This is a genomic window from Rhodococcus sp. GB-02, assembly GCF_053470465.1.
This window is the reverse complement of record NZ_JBPUKE010000003.1, coordinates 692,802-709,438: the sequence shown is the minus strand read 5'-3', so window position 1 is coordinate 709,438 and position 16,637 is coordinate 692,802. Positions and strand designations below refer to the sequence as shown.

Sequence of the window (16,637 nt, the reverse complement as noted above, 5' to 3'; positions counted from 1 at the left end):
AGGAAACCACATGACCGTCATCGAGATCGTCGAGTTCACCACCCATCCGAGCACCACGGCCGAAAACCTGAAGCGAGCATTGGACGCACTCGACCGAGAACTAGCAGATATCGGTGGCTTCCAGTCACGAGAGTTGTACCGCGCTGCTGGAACAGACAACGGTTGGCTCCTCGAGTACCGATGGGCCACACTCCTCGAAGCTCAAAACTCGATGAGTAAAGTTGCGCACACCGATGCCTTCGCCAACTTGATGGCATTGGTGGAGAACCCGGAAACGATGAAGATGAGCTACGGCATACCCGCCTAGCTGTTGTGGGTATGGACGTTGCTGACGCGGGACTGAAGTAGACGGGCTGGTCCTCGGAGTGAGAATGGGAGTTGCGACACAACCGTTCTCAACCAAGAAGGACCAGCCCTGTGACACACCGTAATGCTCCGCTGACAGTGGAGGGAAGACAGCGACTCGTCGAACGATGCCGAACGAGTCCGGTAGCGCATGTCGCTGCTGAAATGGGGATCTCTCGGCAATGCGCCTTGAAGTGGGTCAACCGTCACCGCAAATACGGCGATCTGGGACTACACGACCGATCCAGCACACCGAAACACCAACCGACCGCCACCGCGGCGGGCGTCGTGGCCGAGATCGAACTCATGCGACGGGCCCGAAAGCGGTCGGCCTCACGAATTACGTTCGAACTACGAATGGATGGGACGGTCATTGCTCGCACGACTGTCACGAAGTTCCTGCGGAATCTCGGGCTGAATCGTCGCCGGTTCATCGACCCGAACGGCGAAACCAACCGAAAACCACAGGTCAGCATCGCGAAACGGCCAGGACAGATGGTCCCCGTCGACATCAAGAAAGTGGGGAAGATCCCCGACGGCGGCGGGTGGCGCGTTCACGGCCGCGGGTGCGAGCAGGCCAAACGATCCCAGCACCGGAAAACGAAAAACAAGCAGGCCCGCATCGGCTACACCTACCTGCATTCCGCGATCGACGCTAACAGCCGCTGGATCAGGTGAGGGTCGCCAAGTTATTGCGGCCAGAGCTGGAGGTGGAACTGTATCTGCGGTTGGTCCTCCGGTGTCCGGTAGGCGTCCCAGTGCTCGGTCCGTCCCCGCGCAAATACTCGCACCCGACGCGGGCCGGGACCGGGGGTGGGGATGGGCTGCGAGATATCTCAAGAGAATCCGTCGAAGCAGAGCGTCTCGCTTTCAATGGGAAACGAGCCTTCCGCAATGTCTTCCCATTCTTCGAGCAACGAGTCGCTCAAAGATGGCGCGGGTGTCTCGGTCGCTGCGACTGTCACACGCACCAGCCCGCGTCCGCCGGTATGGATGACGAACCGGCCTGGACCGCCGTTCACCAACTGGGGTTCGGTGGGAAACCACTCCGGCCCGGGAGGCTTGTAGTCATCCGGTGATCGGAGGACGATCGTGTTGTAGAAGGCGTCCACCTCGGTCTCGAACGGTTCGGGCATCCGACGCTCCTCATACAGCAAGTCGGTATCGGGCGAATGTATACCTGATGCAATACCGCTCAGTTTCGACCATATCCGTCATCAGAAATCGACCCCTGACCAGAATGACAATCACGCTCAGCGGGGCCGCGAACAATGAACCGATCGAACCGCTCCCGATCGCCAGGCGCCGGCAACGACAACCGGCGAGCCACGGCAATATGATCCACCCGTACTCAACCATGATGGAGTCATGACACAGCGTCTTCTAACGGTGCCGATTGTGATCAAGTCCGACGTGCTTGTCATCCGAGGATGAACCGCAGTCCTCGAATCCTTCGTGCGAATGACTATCACTACGCGGTCAACAATCGAACTCCACGACCCTACGACGGAGACCTGGAATGCAGAAAGTGGGAGAGGAGACCGTTGCTTCACCGTCGTGCTGATCGGACGATTTCTTCGAGCCGTCGCAGGTAAGCGTCAAAGGAGTCCCGTCCAGCGTCGGTGAGTGCGATACGGCGTGCCCGCTTATCGGCCGGGCTGTTCGTTACCACGACAACGCCAGCATCAGCCAGAGCGGAAACATGCTTCGACAGCGCCGATTTGCTTACCCCAACGAGGCCGAGGAGCGCTGAAAACTCGATGAAGTCAGCAGGAGCAAGGGCAGCCAGTACAGCCAACCGCGCCGGCTCATGCAGCAACGGGTCTAGGCGCAGAGCTTCTGTATCTCCTCCCGGCACGTCGCTCATTGTGTGTTCCTGGACTCCGCGGCCGTGGAGGCGCTCGCGAGGCGCTGCAGGCCAGCTCGACAGAAGATGAGAATCACGACCACGGCGGCGAGAGCTCCGATCGTGTTGGGGGCGATCCATCCCGCCGCGCGCACGGGAAACTGCACGGCTATGTATGCCGCGAGCGCCAGAACGGCCCCGCCGCCGACCAACCACGCTCCGCCTCGATCGGACCACGTCAAGCGCGGCCGGATCGACCCGATCGACAACAATCCCACCACGGCCAGCACAACGAGTCCCGAGAGATACATCATGTCCAAATCGAGCACCGCTCCGATCGCCAGTGCGGCGACGGACAGAACGAGAGACGTCCCCCGCGCTCCCTTCCTCGCCGACAAACGGTTCATCCGACGCACCTCAGCGAGGCGGTTGGCTGCTTCGTTGCTATCCACATTCTCCTCCATCATTTTGTTTCCCCTCAAGAAACTAGCAGTTGGTTTCCCTCGGGCAACCAGGCGAGTGGGTGGTGACGCCCCCCCACGCGCGACGGCTCATCAACCACGCGCAGCAACGCGACTCACCTACAGTCATCTGTCGATGACGGCGATCCGCGCTCACGCGCCGCACCGCGCGCCGGCGTCACCGAAGGTTCACAACGGCGAACTGTCATCGAACGACTCGGCGGAATCGACGCTGTTGCAAAGAAGAATCGGCAGTTCGCGATCAGCAGTCTCTCGCTGCCACCCCGGCGAAACGAACGGACGAAGGAGGGGTGTTGCTGTCGCGATGGGGCGAGTAACGCGGTCTCCGGGAACCCCGTTTCTTGTGCACGTCAGAGATTTACGAAGCCGCCGAGGGACGATGGTCGATTCGATGCCGCCGGTTCGTACCTGCGTGGCCGAGGCTCCATTGTGCCACGCAGAACGACTGGACACGGTGCTGACGCGTTGCCGATGTTCCGACCATGCAGACACCACTACGGCACACGAGAGGATCGTCGGTTGTTGTGCGGCAGGTTTCGATCGCGTTGCGACTCTAGCGATCATCCGGTTTCGGCGTGGGACGGAGGTAGTCGACAAGGAAAACGCTGAGTGTGCCGAATGTCAAAATGGTTAGTGCGAGCCACAATTCGAACGTCCCGACAATTTCTCGGACATTGAAATCCGTGAGTCCGTTCAGGGCGCACAATGCGGCGATGTAGACCAGCGAAAGGATCGCCGCTGTGATCGTCGGAGCCCGTCCCTACTCAAGCGGGTTTATGGCACATACAGCGGCGGCGCAGGCCCGCACTTCGGCTCCGGATTGACCATCGACACCGCCGCCGAACAGTACGAATTCAAGGCAGCGCACTAGTGGGTTCCGCGCGCGGTCAACCGATTACGAGCCTCCGGTAGTGGGGAGGGGCAGGCGACCCTCCCCATTGCACAACCGAGCAGGGGATCGACACCGCCACCGCGGAGGGCCGCGCGATGTTCGGCATGCACTCGGTGCTGGCCGAATTCCAGCGTGTGTTGAACGTAGCCAACACCCCGACAGGCTGGCTGCCGCTCCGATCGAGCCACTGCTCCTATCTCCCGAAAAATGGAGGGACGTGTCGTTTCCACGGTTCAACACCTCTAGATTCTGATACCGGGCGGCCTGCCGACGGCGCTGTCAAAGTAGTCGAGAAATATAGCAGCACAGCTATTGTGGTGCATTTTGCTACGGGAAACCGCCGGGCCGTTCAGATTCAGGCGGCGGCATCGGTCGCGGTGATCTCCAGCCAGACCGCGAATCGGTCGGCCATCTCGGTACGCCATTCGGCGGCGGTCAGCAGGTGTCGGCGCGGCCTGAAATGCGGCGATGCTGCTGAACGTGGATAGGAACCGTTGCGCGTGCCCAGGTGAGGTGAACCGTTTCATCGCACGTTCGCGTTGTAGGGTCGGGCGAATGCAGCAATGAGCAAGTCTCGCAACAATTCCGAGCGCCTGTCGGCATCGACGACAATACAAGAGTATACCTGCTGGCCCGCTCGATCAGGGTGCCGATCGCGGAACGGTTGTGCCGTTCCATGATTAAATAACGCTCCCACACAACAGCTTTCGATCGGTCGGTCGGCGCGAAAGGACGGTCGCTGATCATCGACACGTTCCCGGCGAATCGCGATCGGCGCCGCTGCACAGGCCGTGAGGGTTTACGTCGATCCCGTTTCGTGCGAAGCATCCGGTACTACCGCGGTCGAGTGAACCTGCCCGTGAGTCGTAGAGGTCGCGGTGGATCGCTTCGTGCGTTACCCGCATTGCCGGCTGGTCGGGGTGCTCGGTGGCCAGGTGCCAGCTGATCTGCGCAGGACTCCACCGTTGTTCTAGAAGGTTTTGAATGTTTCTGCCGCAGAGCAGTATTGGAGTCGATCTGGCTCGGGCGTTCGCGGGATCGCCGGTTCCGAGTAAGTCAGTGCGTGTGAAACGGGCGATACTCACCCGACGCGGCGCAGTTCTCGGCTCACGGTAGAGGTCGACTTGCCCATCGCTGTGGCGATCTGCCGGATGCCGGCCCCGGTTTTGCGCAGGTCCGCGATCTGGACTCGTGGGTCCTCGGAGAAGAAGCGGGCCGAGATCGCCGATTCCCGGACCTCGACGATCGGCGGTTAATAGCACCGTGCGCCCGACGGATCATGCGTGTAATGGCCGTTTCGCCAGTTGCTGCCGGTTTGTGCCTGCCAAATATCACGTTCCACAACGCATCCCGCTATAGTGCCGAGTCGTATGGGTACAGCTGCCTCGAGCAACTGAGGCCGTGCACTGCGCGCAGGCACAAGGTTCAGCATGAGTCCTTGCTCAGTCCTTGCTCAGTCCTTGCTCAGTCCTTGCTCGTCCTACTGCGAGAGCAGAGAGCTGAGTGACCAGTACATGACGAGGGTGGTCACTGCCATGGAGAGCACGTTCGCGATGTACGGGTGGAATGTCGGTGGCAATGGTTTCGCGAGTAGTCGAGCGACCGGTGCACCGAGGACTGCACCGATGGCCGCACCAAGGATGACCGCAGGCCAACTGCCGCCGAAGGCAATCACGGCGGTCGGGGCGCACGAGACGACGGGGACGTACGTCGCGGTCCATCCGCCGTCGCGATACCACTGCCGCCACAAGATCACCCCGATGGCGGAGGCGAGCACCTGGGAGAAAAGTATCCGGGGTAGCAGTTCGAGACCGTATCCGGCGAAGCTCGGATCGATGAGGAATCCGACGCACGCTCCGACGATCATCAATCCGCCGGCCCATTCGTTGCCGATGAACTGTGCTTCCGAGAAGTCGCTGAGGATACGGCGGATCGTCCAGGTCACTTCGTTCTGCCGTGCCGTGGTCGCCGGAACGGGCGGTGGCGTCGGATCTGCAGTGATCCTCATCCAGGGTAGGACGTGACACACTGCGCAGGCGATCACCCCGCCGATACCCATGGCCAGGACGATACCGACCACATTCGGGATCCCCACTGGGATACACAGTTTGGTGATCAATACCATCGCGAGGGGCGGTACCGTCACTACGCCGAGAACGGCGGCCGTGCCGAGGATCGCCCAGCCGCGCCCGTAGAGCAACACGATGGCCGCCGGGACCGAGGCGACGACGACGAAGGTCGGCTGCCATCGGCCGTCGGCTAGCAGCTCGCGGAAGACCAGGTTCGACATGGGTAGGGACAGAGTCACCGATCCGATCATCCACGGGAATCGGGCGCCCAAACCGTACGAGACGGGGGTGCCGGCGAGCCGAGATGAAGTCCGCCACAAGAAGTACGCAACGAATGCGCCGACGAGCAATCCGACGGAAGCGATTGGACTCTTGTAGGAGGCCGGCTCGGTGAAGTCCCCCAGTACCCACGTCCACCACGCCGTCCACGACGTCGAAACGTGGGCTGTCCACTGCTGGTAGTTGTGCGCCGTGTTCGTGTGCGACGAGGTAGCGGATTCGAGGAGAGCGACGACGGCGGCCGTCAGCGCACAGATAGCTGATGCGCCGAGAACTGTTCCAAGAGTGGCAGATTTACGAGTTCGGCCAGGGGAGAACTCTCGAGAAGTTGCGGCGGACGGCATACTGACCTTCCAATGGGCGGCAGGTGGGAAGAGGAGGGCGAAGAGCGGAACTTGCGACAAGGATCTGGGGCGTCGGGAGGGGTGTCCTCCCTCCCGACGCACCGGTCACAGTGACCGTGTATCGGGAATGCTGTAGTGCTGAGACCAGGGCCGGGCCTGCTCGAACGCGGCGATTGCCGACATGACGCCTGCATCGTCGTGCCGTCGGCCCATGACGAGCATTCCGACAGGCAGTCCGTTCGAGAGTCCAGCGGGCACGGATGCGCTGGGGTTGCCCGTGAAGTTGGTGAAATAGGTCATGCACCAACCGATTAGCGGATCGATGCTCTTACCGTTGATTTCCGTCGGACCCTGGGTTTCTCCATCGGTACCGTTCAGGACGGGCATACACGCCAGCGTCGGGGCGACGATGTAGTCGTACTGTTCGAACGCGTTCGCGAAGCGGTCGTAGACACCTGTCCGCATCCGCTGATCCCGGATAAGGTCGTCCGCGGTGAGCGTGGGAACCAGATCGACCCACCGCATCATCGATCGAGGCAGTTCATGCGGGCTCTCGGCCCGGAGGTCGACACCGTTATCCGCAAGGGAGGCCAAGGTTTCGTGTACGCCGAACGCGGTGACACGTGACCACATGTCACTCAGTTCCTGCTGAGAGACGGGGAAGTTGAAGTCGACCGGTTCCACGATCGCACCAAGGGTCTCGAATGTTTGCACTGCCTCGTCGACGATGTCCCGCACCTGCTTCTGGACGGGAAAGATCCCGTAGTCGGAGGTGTATCCGATGCGCTTGCCGCGCACTCCGCGTGTGAGCGCGCCCAGGAAATCGACTGTGCCGTGGAGAGAAGTCGGATCGCGAGGGTCGTAGCCGTGCAGTGCCGTCATCGCCAGTGCGGAGTCTTCCACGGTTCGCGTGATCGGACCCTCGTAGAGGAAGCAGGATGTCCCAAAGGCGTTCGGTCGGGCGACGAATGGCACCCGACCTGCGGAAGGCTGGAACCCGACGACTCCACTCCACGCCGAGGGAATTCGGATCGATCCTCCGCCATCGGTCGCGCCGGCAAGCGCAACCATGCCGTCCGCGACTGCGGCCGCGCTTCCGCCGGACGATCCGCCTGGGTTCCGATCGAGGTCGAACGGATTCTTCGTCGGACCGACAGTTGCATTGTCGGTTGTGCCTCGAAACCCGAACGCGGGGCTGTTGGTCTGACCGACGACGATGCTGCCGGCAGCTTCGACGCGCGCGGGGAACGTGCTCCAGGTATCGGCGAGGTTGCCCCTCAGTGCCGAGAGACCACCGAGGGTTGCGGGCCAGCCGGGCTTGAATCCGAACAGGTCCTTCATCAGGCTCGGTACGCCGGCGAGCACACCGATATCCTCGCCCTGGACAACGCGGGCCTCCAACTGTCGAGCGCGCGTCCGAGCATCGTCGTACCCCTTGTGCGTCACGGCATTCAGGGTTCGGTTACGTCGTTCGATCTGCTCGATGGCCGCCTCGGTGGTTTCCACGGGCGAGAGTTCCTTCGCCCTGACGGCTCGAGCGGTCTCCGCCGCGGAAAGCGTGTCGAGTTCGGAAGATGTCGTCATCGTTGTCTCCTCGTGCCGCGAACGTCATGGTTCGCGTGGACTGAATCGCGTAGCGGAAGCTACGACGAGGCGGTCGGAGGGGAGTGGGCCGGTTCTTCACCGGCAGGGTGCCACGCATTCCTCCACCTCGGGCCCGAGTCAGTGCAGCTGACGAATGGTTCCGTCCACTGCCGTGAGTGGCCCGATGAGTGGAAATGTAATCTGCATCACTGCTGTGGCGCGTCGGTCAGATTACGTATCTTTCGTCGGCGCTCAGCAGTCCCTCACGCTCGGCAACGAGCGCCGCAGCCGTGCGCGTCGAGACGGACAGCTTGGCGAGGATGTGTTCGACGTGAGTAGTGACCGTGCGGGTGCTCGTCGACAGTGCCTGCGCGATAGCGGCATTCGAAGCACCCGTCACCAAGATGGCGAGAACATCGAGTTCGCGTCTAGTGAGGCCGTGTGGAAGTGGCTCCCGGCGCCAGCTCACCACGGCGCGGCAGGTGGAATGTGTAAAGGGGAACAACTCCACGATCAGCGGGTCCGGACGTGTTCGCCGGCCCCTGCGATCGTCAGTTGCATCGTGCCAGAGAAAACGGGTAGGGCGGTCGGTACGCGAGAGGACTTCGGACAGCCTGTCGAGCAGTGCTTCGGGAGGTAGTCCTTCCGGGGTCAACGGCAGCCATCCACGTGTTCGATCGAGCGCCGCGGTCGACTGCTGCGACGAATGCATCGCGACGAACTGCCGTGCAGGGGCGAGAGGGTCGACAAGCGGAGTCATCCCGGCTCCGACAATGCCCAACAATTCCTGCGCCGCGGCCTCGGGTGCCGCTGCCGACTCGAGGTTGACCAGGAGCATGCCCAGATACCCGCCGTTGATGTCGCGGAGCAGCATCGTGGCGCCTTCCCTGAAGCCGTGCGCTTCGACCGCCTCGACGTAGAACTCCGATTCGCGACGATCGAACGGGCAGTCTTTCCAGAAGACCGGCTCCGGGGTTTGTTCCAACACGTTCCAGACCCGGTCGGTGCGATACCGAGGACCGTTCAGGGCCACTCTCATGTCCTGGGTGTAGCCGCGGCTGGCAACAGTGAGATGCGTCGCGGTCTGCGGGTCCCATGTAGCGATCTGCGCAGCGTCGTACGCAACAATGTTCGCCAACTCGTCGATCACCGCTTCGGCGCGTTCGTCCAGAGACGAAGCATCGGCGACGATTGCCGAAATTCGACGCGCGGAATTCACCCTCGATGGCCTGGACATAGACCCATCGTAGGGTGGAAATTGCCTGTCCTGAGTTTCCCCGTTTTCCCGGAGACTTCCGAACCAGGTTTGATCGTGGAGACCGAGAAAGGACATCATTGTGGGAACGAGAAAGTATCCGCCGGAGCTGCGGGAGCGCGCGGTGCGGTTGTACCGGGAGTCGGAGCAGAAGCCGGTGATCCGGCGCCTGGCCGAGCAGCTGAACGTCCACCCCGAAGCATTGCGGAACTGGATCCGTCAGGCCCAGGCCGATCACGGGGAGCGAGACGACCGGCCTAGCACGGCGATGCTCGAGGAGAACCGGTGCCCGGCCAGGTAGAACGCGGAGCTGCGGCGGGTCAACGAGGTGTTGCGGGCGGCGAGCGCGTATTTCGCGGCGGAGATCGACCCGACACGGAGGAGGTCATGAGTTTCGTTGGTGCACATGACTTCTCGGCCGGTATCGTATTGCGGTTTCTAAATATCGCCTCGTCGACCTATTATGACTGGCGTGCACGTCGAACCTCGCCGTCACTGCGTCGGTGCGGCGACGAACGTCTGCTGACGTTGATCGAAGAGATCCGCGCCTCACACGAGTTCGCTGGCACCTACGGATCGCCGCGGGTATGGCTGACTTCCGGTCAGGTTCAGTGTGCCGGGAGCGTCCACGCCTCCCGTCCGGTGCGCGCCAATTCGATATTCGCGTAGAGTGTCGAACGCTTCAAACCTGTTTTCCGGCAGAGTGTTTCGATCTTGAACTGTCCGGTCTCGTGCGCTGCAACGGTACGCACGCTCTTCCGGCGTGAGCTTGTGCTGACGGCCTTTCATCTTGCCGGCCGCTGCGGCCGCCGCCACAGCGTCCCTGGTTCGACTTCTGATCAGGTCTGACTCGAATTCGGCCATCATCGTTAGGCGAGGATGCGGGCAAGTTGCCGGATGCCTTGGGAGATCTGGGCGGGGGTGGCTGCACCGTAGGAGAAGCGGAGGAATGGGGCCGGGGGTTCGTTGACGAAGAAGTGTCGCCCGTCTCCGACGAGCACTCCTGCGGCGTAGGCGTCAGCGCTGATCTGTCGGGTGTCGGCCCCGTGAGGCAGCCGCGCCCAGAGGTGGATGCCCCCGCTCGGAACGCTCTGGATGCGAATGTCGGGCAGGGTCTGGTGGATCGCGGCGGCGAGGGTGTCTCGGCGTTCGGCGAGTTCGGTGTGCAGGCGTTTCAGGTGCCGTGGCCAGACGTTCGAGGTCAACAGACTCAGGGCAATCTCCTGCACCATCGGTGCGACGCAGAGGTCGTCGGCGGTGCGGGAGGCACGGAGCCGGTCACCGGCTGGGCCGCGCGCAATCACTGCCCCGAGTCTGAGTCCAGGCGAGGCGGGCTTCGAAAGCGTGGTGACCGTGACGACGTGACCGTTGGGGTCTTCCGTGATGAGGGGTGCTGGGGTGCGTCCGTCGATGCCGAGATGCCTGGCCCAGTCGTCCTCGATGATGAACGCGCCGTGTTGTGCTGCGAGTTCGAGCACCTGTGCGCGGCGTTCCGGGCTGAGCACCGCGCCGGTCGGGTTCGCATAGCTGGGCTGGAGATAGATCACGCGTGCGCGGGTGCGTTCGAGTTCGTCGGCGAGGCGCTCGACCATGATCCCGTCCTTGTCTGCAGGCACGGACGCGATGGTGAGGCCCGCGCTTTGCGCGGCAAGGATCGCGCCAGGGTAGCTCGGGCTCTCAGTGATCACGGTGGAGCCCGGTTCTGCGAGGGTGCGCATCGTGAACACGAGACCCTGCTGCCCGCCGGAGACGATGAGCACATCGCCCGGATCGGCCCGGTACTCTGCGGCGAGCACGCGCCTCAGATCCGGCGACCCTGCGGGCGGGGTCATCATCCAGGCGCGGTTGTTCTTGGCGGCGCGGGTGCTGATGCGGCGCAACTCCTCGTTCGGCAGGAGTTCGGGTGCGAGGTAGCCCCAGGAGAGCGGGATGTGGTCGGGGGTGCCGTATCCGCCGAGGCGTGATGCGCGGTCGGCGTCCACGCGGGCGGGGCCGAGGGCCTGTGACTGCCAGGCGAAGTCCGGTTCGGCAAGCCGTCCGCGCTCGGCGACGAATGTGCCTCTGCCGGGTTCGGCTCGCACCAATCCCAGCGCGCTGAGTTCCGAGAGGGCGGCGGAGACGGTGGCGGCGCTCGCTTGGAACTCTTTGGACAGTTCCCGCACGCCGGGCAGCTTCTCTCCGGCGGGTGCCGCTGTGACTCGCTGATGCAGCCGTGCCGCGATCTCCGACGCTCTGTTATCATTGGACATGAAGCCAGTAGATAACGTTACTCTTAATCTTGCAAGTCCGTTACGGTCTTGCTCGGTTCTCGTCGCCGAGGCAGTGCGGGCATGAGCCGGGTGGCTGTTGTTCTGCGGGATGTGTCCGTCTCGGCCGTGGTCGCTGGGTTTCTCTCGGCGCTCATCAACTTTGCCGGGCCCTTCTTGATCGTGCTCGAAGCGACCCGAGCGGCGGGCCTGAACGAAGCGCAGACCGCTTCCTGGGTATGGGCGCTGTCGATCGGCAACGGCGTGTGCAGCATCGCACTCAGCCTCTTCACTCGCATCCCGGTCATCGTGGCGTGGTCGACGCCGGGAGCCGCGCTGCTCATCGCCTCCTTGGGCGGCTTCTCGTTCGCTGAGGCGGTGGGGGCTTTTCTCGTGGCGTCGGTCGCTGCGGCAGTCGTGGGATACACGGGCTGGTTCGGCTGGTTGCTCTCCAAGGTGCCCGGCCCCGTGTTGCAGGCGCTGCTTGCTGGCATCCTGCTTCCCTTTGTCGTGACCGCCGCGGGAGCGTTCGCAACTGCTCCACTGATCGCGGGGAGCATCGTGGTCACGTTCTTCGTCGGCAAGCGCTTCTTCGACCGTTTCGCAGTGCTGGCTACGCTCGTCGCAGGCCTTGCAATCACCTGGGCCACAGGATCATTCCACGAAGTCGCGCTCTCACTCACCTTGGGCGGCCCGGTATTTACGATGCCTGTATTTACGCCTGCCGCGCTCGTGAGTATCGCGCTGCCGCTGTTCATCGTGACTATGGCGTCGCAGAACGCGCCCGGCCTCGCGCTGCTGTATTCGCAGGGCTACCAACCGAATGACCGCGTGCTGGTAGGCACGATCTCCACCGTGTCGGCAGCCTTGGCACCGTTCGGTGCGCACGGCATCAATCTCGGCGCGATCACTGCGGCAATCGCGCTCGGGCCGGAGTCTCACCCCGACCGCACCAAGCGCTATGTCGCTGGCCTCTCCGGTGGTCTCACCTATCTGCTGGTTGGCTCCTTCGGCGGCGTGCTGGTGGCCGGGTTCCGGGCGATCCCCTCCGAAACCGTTGCTGTCGTGGCTGCTGTCGCGTTGCTAGGTTCTGCGCTCACGGCGCTCACCGGCGCGATGAGCGGCGACACCCGCACCGGCCTCGCTGCGATCACCACCCTCGCAGTCACCATGTCGGGAGTCGTCGTCCTCAGTGTCGGCGCGGCGTTCTGGGGTCTGCTGGCGGGCACCGCGGTCTACCTCATGCTCGCTCCACGCCGGGAACACTCCCGCCAGCCCAGCGCCGGAAGGGAGGCCGCTGTGACTACATAGGCGAGTATTCACCGTTCCATTCGATAGGTCCGCGCAACCCCAGGGGCTACCCCGCAGGACGCGGCAACACCGACTGCCCACCTCGACATTCAAGGACACATCAATGACTACCAAGATTGCACCGACCGTCCGCTTCCTCGCTCCCGCCGACGAGAACCTGTGGCGAGGTCTCTTCCGCGCCTACCGCGAGTTCTACAAGCTCGAAGAATCCGAAGAGGTCGTCTCCCGCGCGTGGGGCTGGTTTATGGACCCGACTCACGAGTGCAAGGCGCTCGTCGCCGAAGCCGACGGGGAGATTCTCGGCTTCGCGCACCACCGCCGCTTCTCGTCGCCCTACACCGGCACGAGTCACATCTTCCTCGATGACCTCTTCACCGTTCCCGCAGCTCGTGGCCGCGGTGTCGGGCGGGCACTCATCGGACGACTCACCGACATGGCCGCCGCCGAGGGGCGCGCAGGAGTGCAATGGATGACAGCGGAAGACAACAACCAAGCCCAGGTCCTCTACAACACGCTGGCCACGCGAACCGCCTGGGTGACCTACGACGCGGAGCCGACATCGAGATGATGCCCCTGCGGTCAGCGTGCGTGCCAGCCATCCGAACCATCGCAGACCACGGTTCCATCAACGGCCGGTTCTCCTACGGCTGAATACACGGTTAAACGATGGCAGCGAGTGCAGTGCGGGCAGTCACAAGCATCCGTAGCGAACCGTGAGGCTCCTACGACTGCGTGAGATTCCTGCTCGTCCGCGACGGCTCACTAATCCTCGACATCGGCCGCGCCAAACCCAGCTTCGCCAAACCCGGCGACGCGGTGCTGGTCGCGGCCGGTGCGCAGTTCGGATACCGCTCAGAGTGCGAAGTCATCTCCACTACGCTCCTGATCGACACCGACTACCTCATCGAGCACCTGTTCTGGCAACACCTCGATCTGATCCCCGACCGCGAAGCAGCGCGAGAACTCGCCGCCAAGCTCTACCCCGAACCCGTGCAGGGAAACCGCGGCGGCCTAGGCGTTACCGACTGACCGACAGACCAGGAGAAGTACGTGACTGAAGAGTTCGCCGCCCATCGCCGCACAGCCGGGGGCATCAGCTTCACCGACGTAGGGAAGGGCCCGGTCACGCTGTTCGTGCATGGGGTCTTCACCAACGGCAGGCTTTGGCGCAACTGCGTGCAATTGCTGTCCGAGCACCGCCGCTGCATCAGCATCGACCTCCCCGGCCACGGGCACACACCCCCTGTGGGGGAGCCGTCGCTGTGGGGGCTGGCCGACGCCGTCGACACGATCATCCGCGAGCTGGACTTGCGCGACATTCACCTGGTGGGCAACGACACCGGCGGTGCGGTCGCTCAGGTCGTGCTGACCCGCGACCCGCAACGGTTCGCGTCGTTCGCTCTCACCAACTGCGACACCGAGGGCAACTTCCCACCGCCTGCGTTCCGGCCCGCAGTCTGGGCGGCCAAGGCCCGCTTGTTGCGCGTGGGCGCCCCGCTTGCCAAGCGCCCGCGGCTCGCGAAACTGATCTACCGCGCTGGCTATCAAAATGTGTCCGCCGTGCCCGACGATGTCATCATCGACTACCTGGCACCGACTCTGGGTAGTCGCGAGGGCTCTCGTTTTATGACAGCGCTGCTGTCGTCGATGACGCCCGAGTTACTCGCCCCGATCCGACCTCTCCTGGGTGCGTGCGAGGTGCCGACCATCATCGTGTGGGGCACGGGCGACATCTTCTTCCGGCGCACCTGGGCGGATTGGCTTGTCAATCTTATCCCCGGAGCGATGAGGGTGGTCGAGGTGCCAGGTGCGCGGCTGTTCTTCCCGGACGAGCGGGCGCCCGAACTCGTCGACGCTCTGGAGGACCACTGGGAATTCGGACCAAGCGGAACCGATGGCACTGTCACGTTAGTCGAAAAGTTCAGCGTCGCAGCTAGTTTGGGGATGCTGCTACGGGACACTGCCGGGCAGTTCGCTTTCAGGCAGCGGCGTCGGCCGCGGTGACCTGCTCCCAGACCGCGAAGCGGCCAGCCATCTCGGTACGCCATTCGGGCGCCGAGAGTCTGTGCCGTTTGGGCCGGAAATGCGGTGAGATGCCCGAGAAGGTGGACAAGAATCGTTGGGCGTGCCCAGGTGATGTGAACCGTTTCATAGCCCGTTCTCGCTGCCTGGTGGGTTGATGCGAGTTCTCGGCTCGATTGTTCAAGTACTTGGATTGGCGATGCTCGACCGAGGCCAGCGTCTCGCGGTGCGCCACCCGGTAGCTGGCGAGCTTGTCGGTCACCAGCACCCGCGGCACATACTCCAGCCTTCTTAGCGGCTTGCGGAAGAACCGTTTGGCCGCCAACGCATTTCGGCGGGACTGGACCAGCACCTCAAGCACATTGCCATCCTGGTCGACCGCCCGCCATAAGTAATGCAGTTTGCCGTTGATTTTGATGAAAACCTCGTCGAGGTGCCATTTGTCACCGGGCCGGGACCGACGCCGGCGCAGCTCGTTTGCGTATGCCTGCCCGAACTTCGCACACCACCGGCGGATCGTCTCGTAACTCACCACGACACCGCGTTCGAGCATCATCTCCTCAACCTCACGGAAGCTGAGCGGGAACCGGAAGTACAACCACACACAGTGGTTGATGATCTCGACCGGGTAGCGGTGGCCTTTGTACGACGGCATCGGGCTGGTCACGCCACATTCTCCCAGTTTGCCGCGTTCAACAACGTGACAGTGCGTCCGGAAGTACCTGTGGCGGGCGGTCGATCAGGACGGCAACGTGCTCGACGTCCTGGTTCAGTCACGACGCAACGCGAAGGCTGCGAAACGCTTCCTCGGCAAGCTGATGCGCAAGCAGGGGCGGGTACCGAGGGTGCTGGTGACCGATAAGCTCGCCAGTTACGTTGTGGCGCATCGGGAGTTGATGCCATCGGTGGAACATCGGCGCTCGAAGTACCTCAACAACCGGGCCGAGAACTCGCACCAACCCACCAGACAGCGAGAACACGCGATGAAGGGCTTCCGCTCATCCGGTGCGGCTCAACGGTTTCTGGCGGTGTTCAGCGCGATTTCGCCGCACTTCCGGCCCGGGAGACACAAGCTCACCGCGTTGATGTCCGTGCCGGATTACTGCGGCCCCGGCTCAGGTGTCGACGCTATGGGATTGACCTGCCGCGTAGGAAGTGTGGGGCAGGGTGAGCATTTCACTCGGACCGTGACCATGACAGCTGGTCCACGGTCGACGGCGGACGGGCTGCCGATCGCGGTAATCGTGGCCGCTGACGAGGGAGCGGTTCGTGTCCGTTCGGGGGAGGTCACCGTGCGGGTCTCGACCACGGCGGGCGTCTGTGATCCGCACGGAGTCCCCGTCTCCGACCGTGCAGCAACTCCGGATGGTTCGGTGGTGGCGGACGGCCGCATCGCCGGTCTGGTTACCTCCGGTCCGGCAGAGTTCGTGACGATCGAGGGAGCTGATCAGTGTGCTCACGCGATTGTTCGGTCAGTGACGCCGGTCGCTGGGCGCTTCGCGTTCGTCGGGCTCCTTCCCGGCATGTACCGCGTCACGGTCGACGGTAGGGCACCGGTGGAGGTCGTGTTATCCCCCCGTGCGATGTCTGTGAACGGGTTAACGTTCTGACCACCGACACGCGCATTCCGAAACCTGACATGCTCACCCGCCGTCTTTTCTGTGTTTCAAACTCTCGTGAAATCCTTGGAGGTAGTTGTGCGTGAAAGCTTGGGTATCGCACTCGACACCAGTTCCATCTCCACCACTCTCGTGGACGCAGATACCCCTCTTCTCGGATCGATCGACGAGTTCCGCCACCCGTGGGGCGAGGGTGGGAGTGTCCGATCGTTTGTCGTTGATGCGGCACCCGGTGAGAGCTGACCACCGACGATCTGTCAATCGAGTCAGGTAGTGGCCGTTCCTCCGCGGCCACTGAGCATTTTTCGATCGGTTACTGGTTCAGATGTGATTCGGGCACTAG

The 16,637-nt window shown here is 63.0% G+C and carries 17 protein-coding genes and 3 pseudogenes; 10 read left to right on the top strand and 10 right to left on the bottom strand.

Annotated elements, in window-relative coordinates:
• The first annotated feature begins 10 nt into the window (after positions 1–10).
• Positions 11–307 (top strand): hypothetical protein, encoded by a 297-nt coding sequence (locus ACSW29_RS23705; RefSeq protein ID WP_230817949.1) that lies wholly within the window; start codon positions 11–13, stop codon positions 305–307.
• Between the two features lie 110 nt (positions 308–417).
• Positions 418–1,011 (top strand): annotated as a pseudogene (locus tag ACSW29_RS23700) (leucine zipper domain-containing protein); the annotation flags it as partial.
• A gap of 170 nt (positions 1,012–1,181) precedes the next feature.
• On the opposite strand, the gene ACSW29_RS23695 reads toward ACSW29_RS23700, so the two are convergent.
• The 8 genes and pseudogenes from ACSW29_RS23695 to ACSW29_RS23660 form a co-directional block, all read right to left on the bottom strand.
• The gene (locus ACSW29_RS23695) at positions 1,182–1,481 is read right to left on the bottom strand and encodes a hypothetical protein (RefSeq protein ID WP_448278450.1); all 300 of its coding nucleotides are present in this window, start codon (positions 1,479–1,481) and stop codon (positions 1,182–1,184) included.
• A 413-nt stretch (positions 1,482–1,894) separates the two neighbouring features.
• Positions 1,895–2,212 carry a MarR family winged helix-turn-helix transcriptional regulator gene (locus ACSW29_RS23690; RefSeq protein ID WP_448278449.1) on the bottom strand — a complete coding sequence of 106 codons (318 nt, stop codon included), beginning with the start codon at positions 2,210–2,212 and terminating at the stop codon, positions 1,895–1,897.
• Positions 2,209–2,643 (bottom strand): hypothetical protein, encoded by a 435-nt coding sequence (locus tag ACSW29_RS23685; RefSeq protein WP_448278448.1) that lies wholly within the window; start codon positions 2,641–2,643, stop codon positions 2,209–2,211. Before ACSW29_RS23685 ends, ACSW29_RS23690 begins: the two co-directional genes overlap by 4 nt.
• 1,277 nt (positions 2,644–3,920) lie before the next feature.
• Positions 3,921–4,119, bottom strand: a pseudogene (locus tag ACSW29_RS23680) (IS6 family transposase); the annotation flags it as partial.
• Positions 4,120–4,646: 527 nt separating this feature from the next.
• Complete coding sequence (locus ACSW29_RS23675; RefSeq protein WP_448278553.1) at positions 4,647–4,787, bottom strand: helix-turn-helix domain-containing protein; 141 nt, start codon at positions 4,785–4,787, stop codon at positions 4,647–4,649.
• A gap of 258 nt (positions 4,788–5,045) precedes the next feature.
• Positions 5,046–6,257 (bottom strand): hypothetical protein, encoded by a 1,212-nt coding sequence (locus ACSW29_RS23670; protein WP_448278447.1) that lies wholly within the window; start codon positions 6,255–6,257, stop codon positions 5,046–5,048.
• 105 nt (positions 6,258–6,362) lie between these two features.
• A complete protein-coding gene (locus ACSW29_RS23665) occupies positions 6,363–7,841 on the bottom strand; it encodes an amidase (RefSeq protein WP_448278446.1) in 1,479 nt (492 codons plus the stop codon).
• Between the two features lie 226 nt (positions 7,842–8,067).
• Positions 8,068–9,078, bottom strand: a complete 1,011-nt coding sequence (locus tag ACSW29_RS23660; protein WP_448278445.1) for a response regulator transcription factor — start codon at positions 9,076–9,078, stop codon at positions 8,068–8,070.
• 100 nt (positions 9,079–9,178) lie between these two features.
• On the opposite strand from ACSW29_RS23660, the gene ACSW29_RS23655 reads away from it, so the two are divergent.
• Together ACSW29_RS23655 and ACSW29_RS23650 are read left to right on the top strand one after the other, a co-directional pair.
• On the top strand, positions 9,179–9,397 hold the full coding sequence (locus ACSW29_RS23655) for a transposase (RefSeq protein WP_448278444.1): 219 nt from the start codon (positions 9,179–9,181) through the stop codon (positions 9,395–9,397).
• Positions 9,382–9,765 carry a hypothetical protein gene (locus ACSW29_RS23650; RefSeq protein WP_448278443.1) on the top strand — a complete coding sequence of 128 codons (384 nt, stop codon included), beginning with the start codon at positions 9,382–9,384 and terminating at the stop codon, positions 9,763–9,765. Before ACSW29_RS23655 ends, ACSW29_RS23650 begins: the two co-directional genes overlap by 16 nt.
• Positions 9,766–9,965: 200 nt before the next feature.
• Here the strand turns inward: ACSW29_RS23650 and ACSW29_RS23645 are convergent, their stop codons facing one another.
• Complete coding sequence (locus tag ACSW29_RS23645) at positions 9,966–11,345, bottom strand: aminotransferase-like domain-containing protein (protein WP_448278442.1); 1,380 nt, start codon at positions 11,343–11,345, stop codon at positions 9,966–9,968.
• An 81-nt stretch (positions 11,346–11,426) separates the two neighbouring features.
• Here ACSW29_RS23645 and ACSW29_RS23640 point away from each other — a divergent pair, with 81 nt between their 5' ends.
• The 4 genes from ACSW29_RS23640 to ACSW29_RS23625 all read left to right on the top strand — a co-directional run bounded on the left by ACSW29_RS23640 (position 11,427) and on the right by ACSW29_RS23625 (position 14,657).
• The gene (locus ACSW29_RS23640) at positions 11,427–12,653 is read left to right on the top strand and encodes a benzoate/H(+) symporter BenE family transporter (protein ID WP_448278441.1); all 1,227 of its coding nucleotides are present in this window, start codon (positions 11,427–11,429) and stop codon (positions 12,651–12,653) included.
• A 103-nt stretch (positions 12,654–12,756) separates the two neighbouring features.
• Complete coding sequence (locus ACSW29_RS23635) at positions 12,757–13,221, top strand: N-acetyltransferase family protein (protein ID WP_448278440.1); 465 nt, start codon at positions 12,757–12,759, stop codon at positions 13,219–13,221.
• A gap of 164 nt (positions 13,222–13,385) precedes the next feature.
• The gene (locus ACSW29_RS23630) at positions 13,386–13,682 is read left to right on the top strand and encodes a hypothetical protein (RefSeq protein WP_448278439.1); all 297 of its coding nucleotides are present in this window, start codon (positions 13,386–13,388) and stop codon (positions 13,680–13,682) included.
• A 21-nt stretch (positions 13,683–13,703) separates the two neighbouring features.
• Complete coding sequence (locus tag ACSW29_RS23625) at positions 13,704–14,657, top strand: alpha/beta fold hydrolase (RefSeq protein WP_448278438.1); 954 nt, start codon at positions 13,704–13,706, stop codon at positions 14,655–14,657.
• On the opposite strand, the gene ACSW29_RS23620 is transcribed toward ACSW29_RS23625, so the two are convergent.
• On the bottom strand, positions 14,632–15,330 hold the full coding sequence (locus ACSW29_RS23620) for an IS6 family transposase (protein ID WP_347875456.1): 699 nt from the start codon (positions 15,328–15,330) through the stop codon (positions 14,632–14,634). The genes ACSW29_RS23625 and ACSW29_RS23620 overlap by 26 nt on opposite strands.
• 58 nt (positions 15,331–15,388) lie before the next feature.
• Between ACSW29_RS23620 and ACSW29_RS23615 the strand changes: the two are divergent.
• Positions 15,389–15,757: pseudogene (locus ACSW29_RS23615) on the top strand (IS6 family transposase); the annotation flags it as partial.
• Between the two features lie 594 nt (positions 15,758–16,351).
• The gene (locus tag ACSW29_RS23610; RefSeq protein WP_448278437.1) at positions 16,352–16,537 is read left to right on the top strand and encodes a hypothetical protein; all 186 of its coding nucleotides are present in this window, start codon (positions 16,352–16,354) and stop codon (positions 16,535–16,537) included.
• Positions 16,538–16,637: the final 100 nt, after the last annotated feature.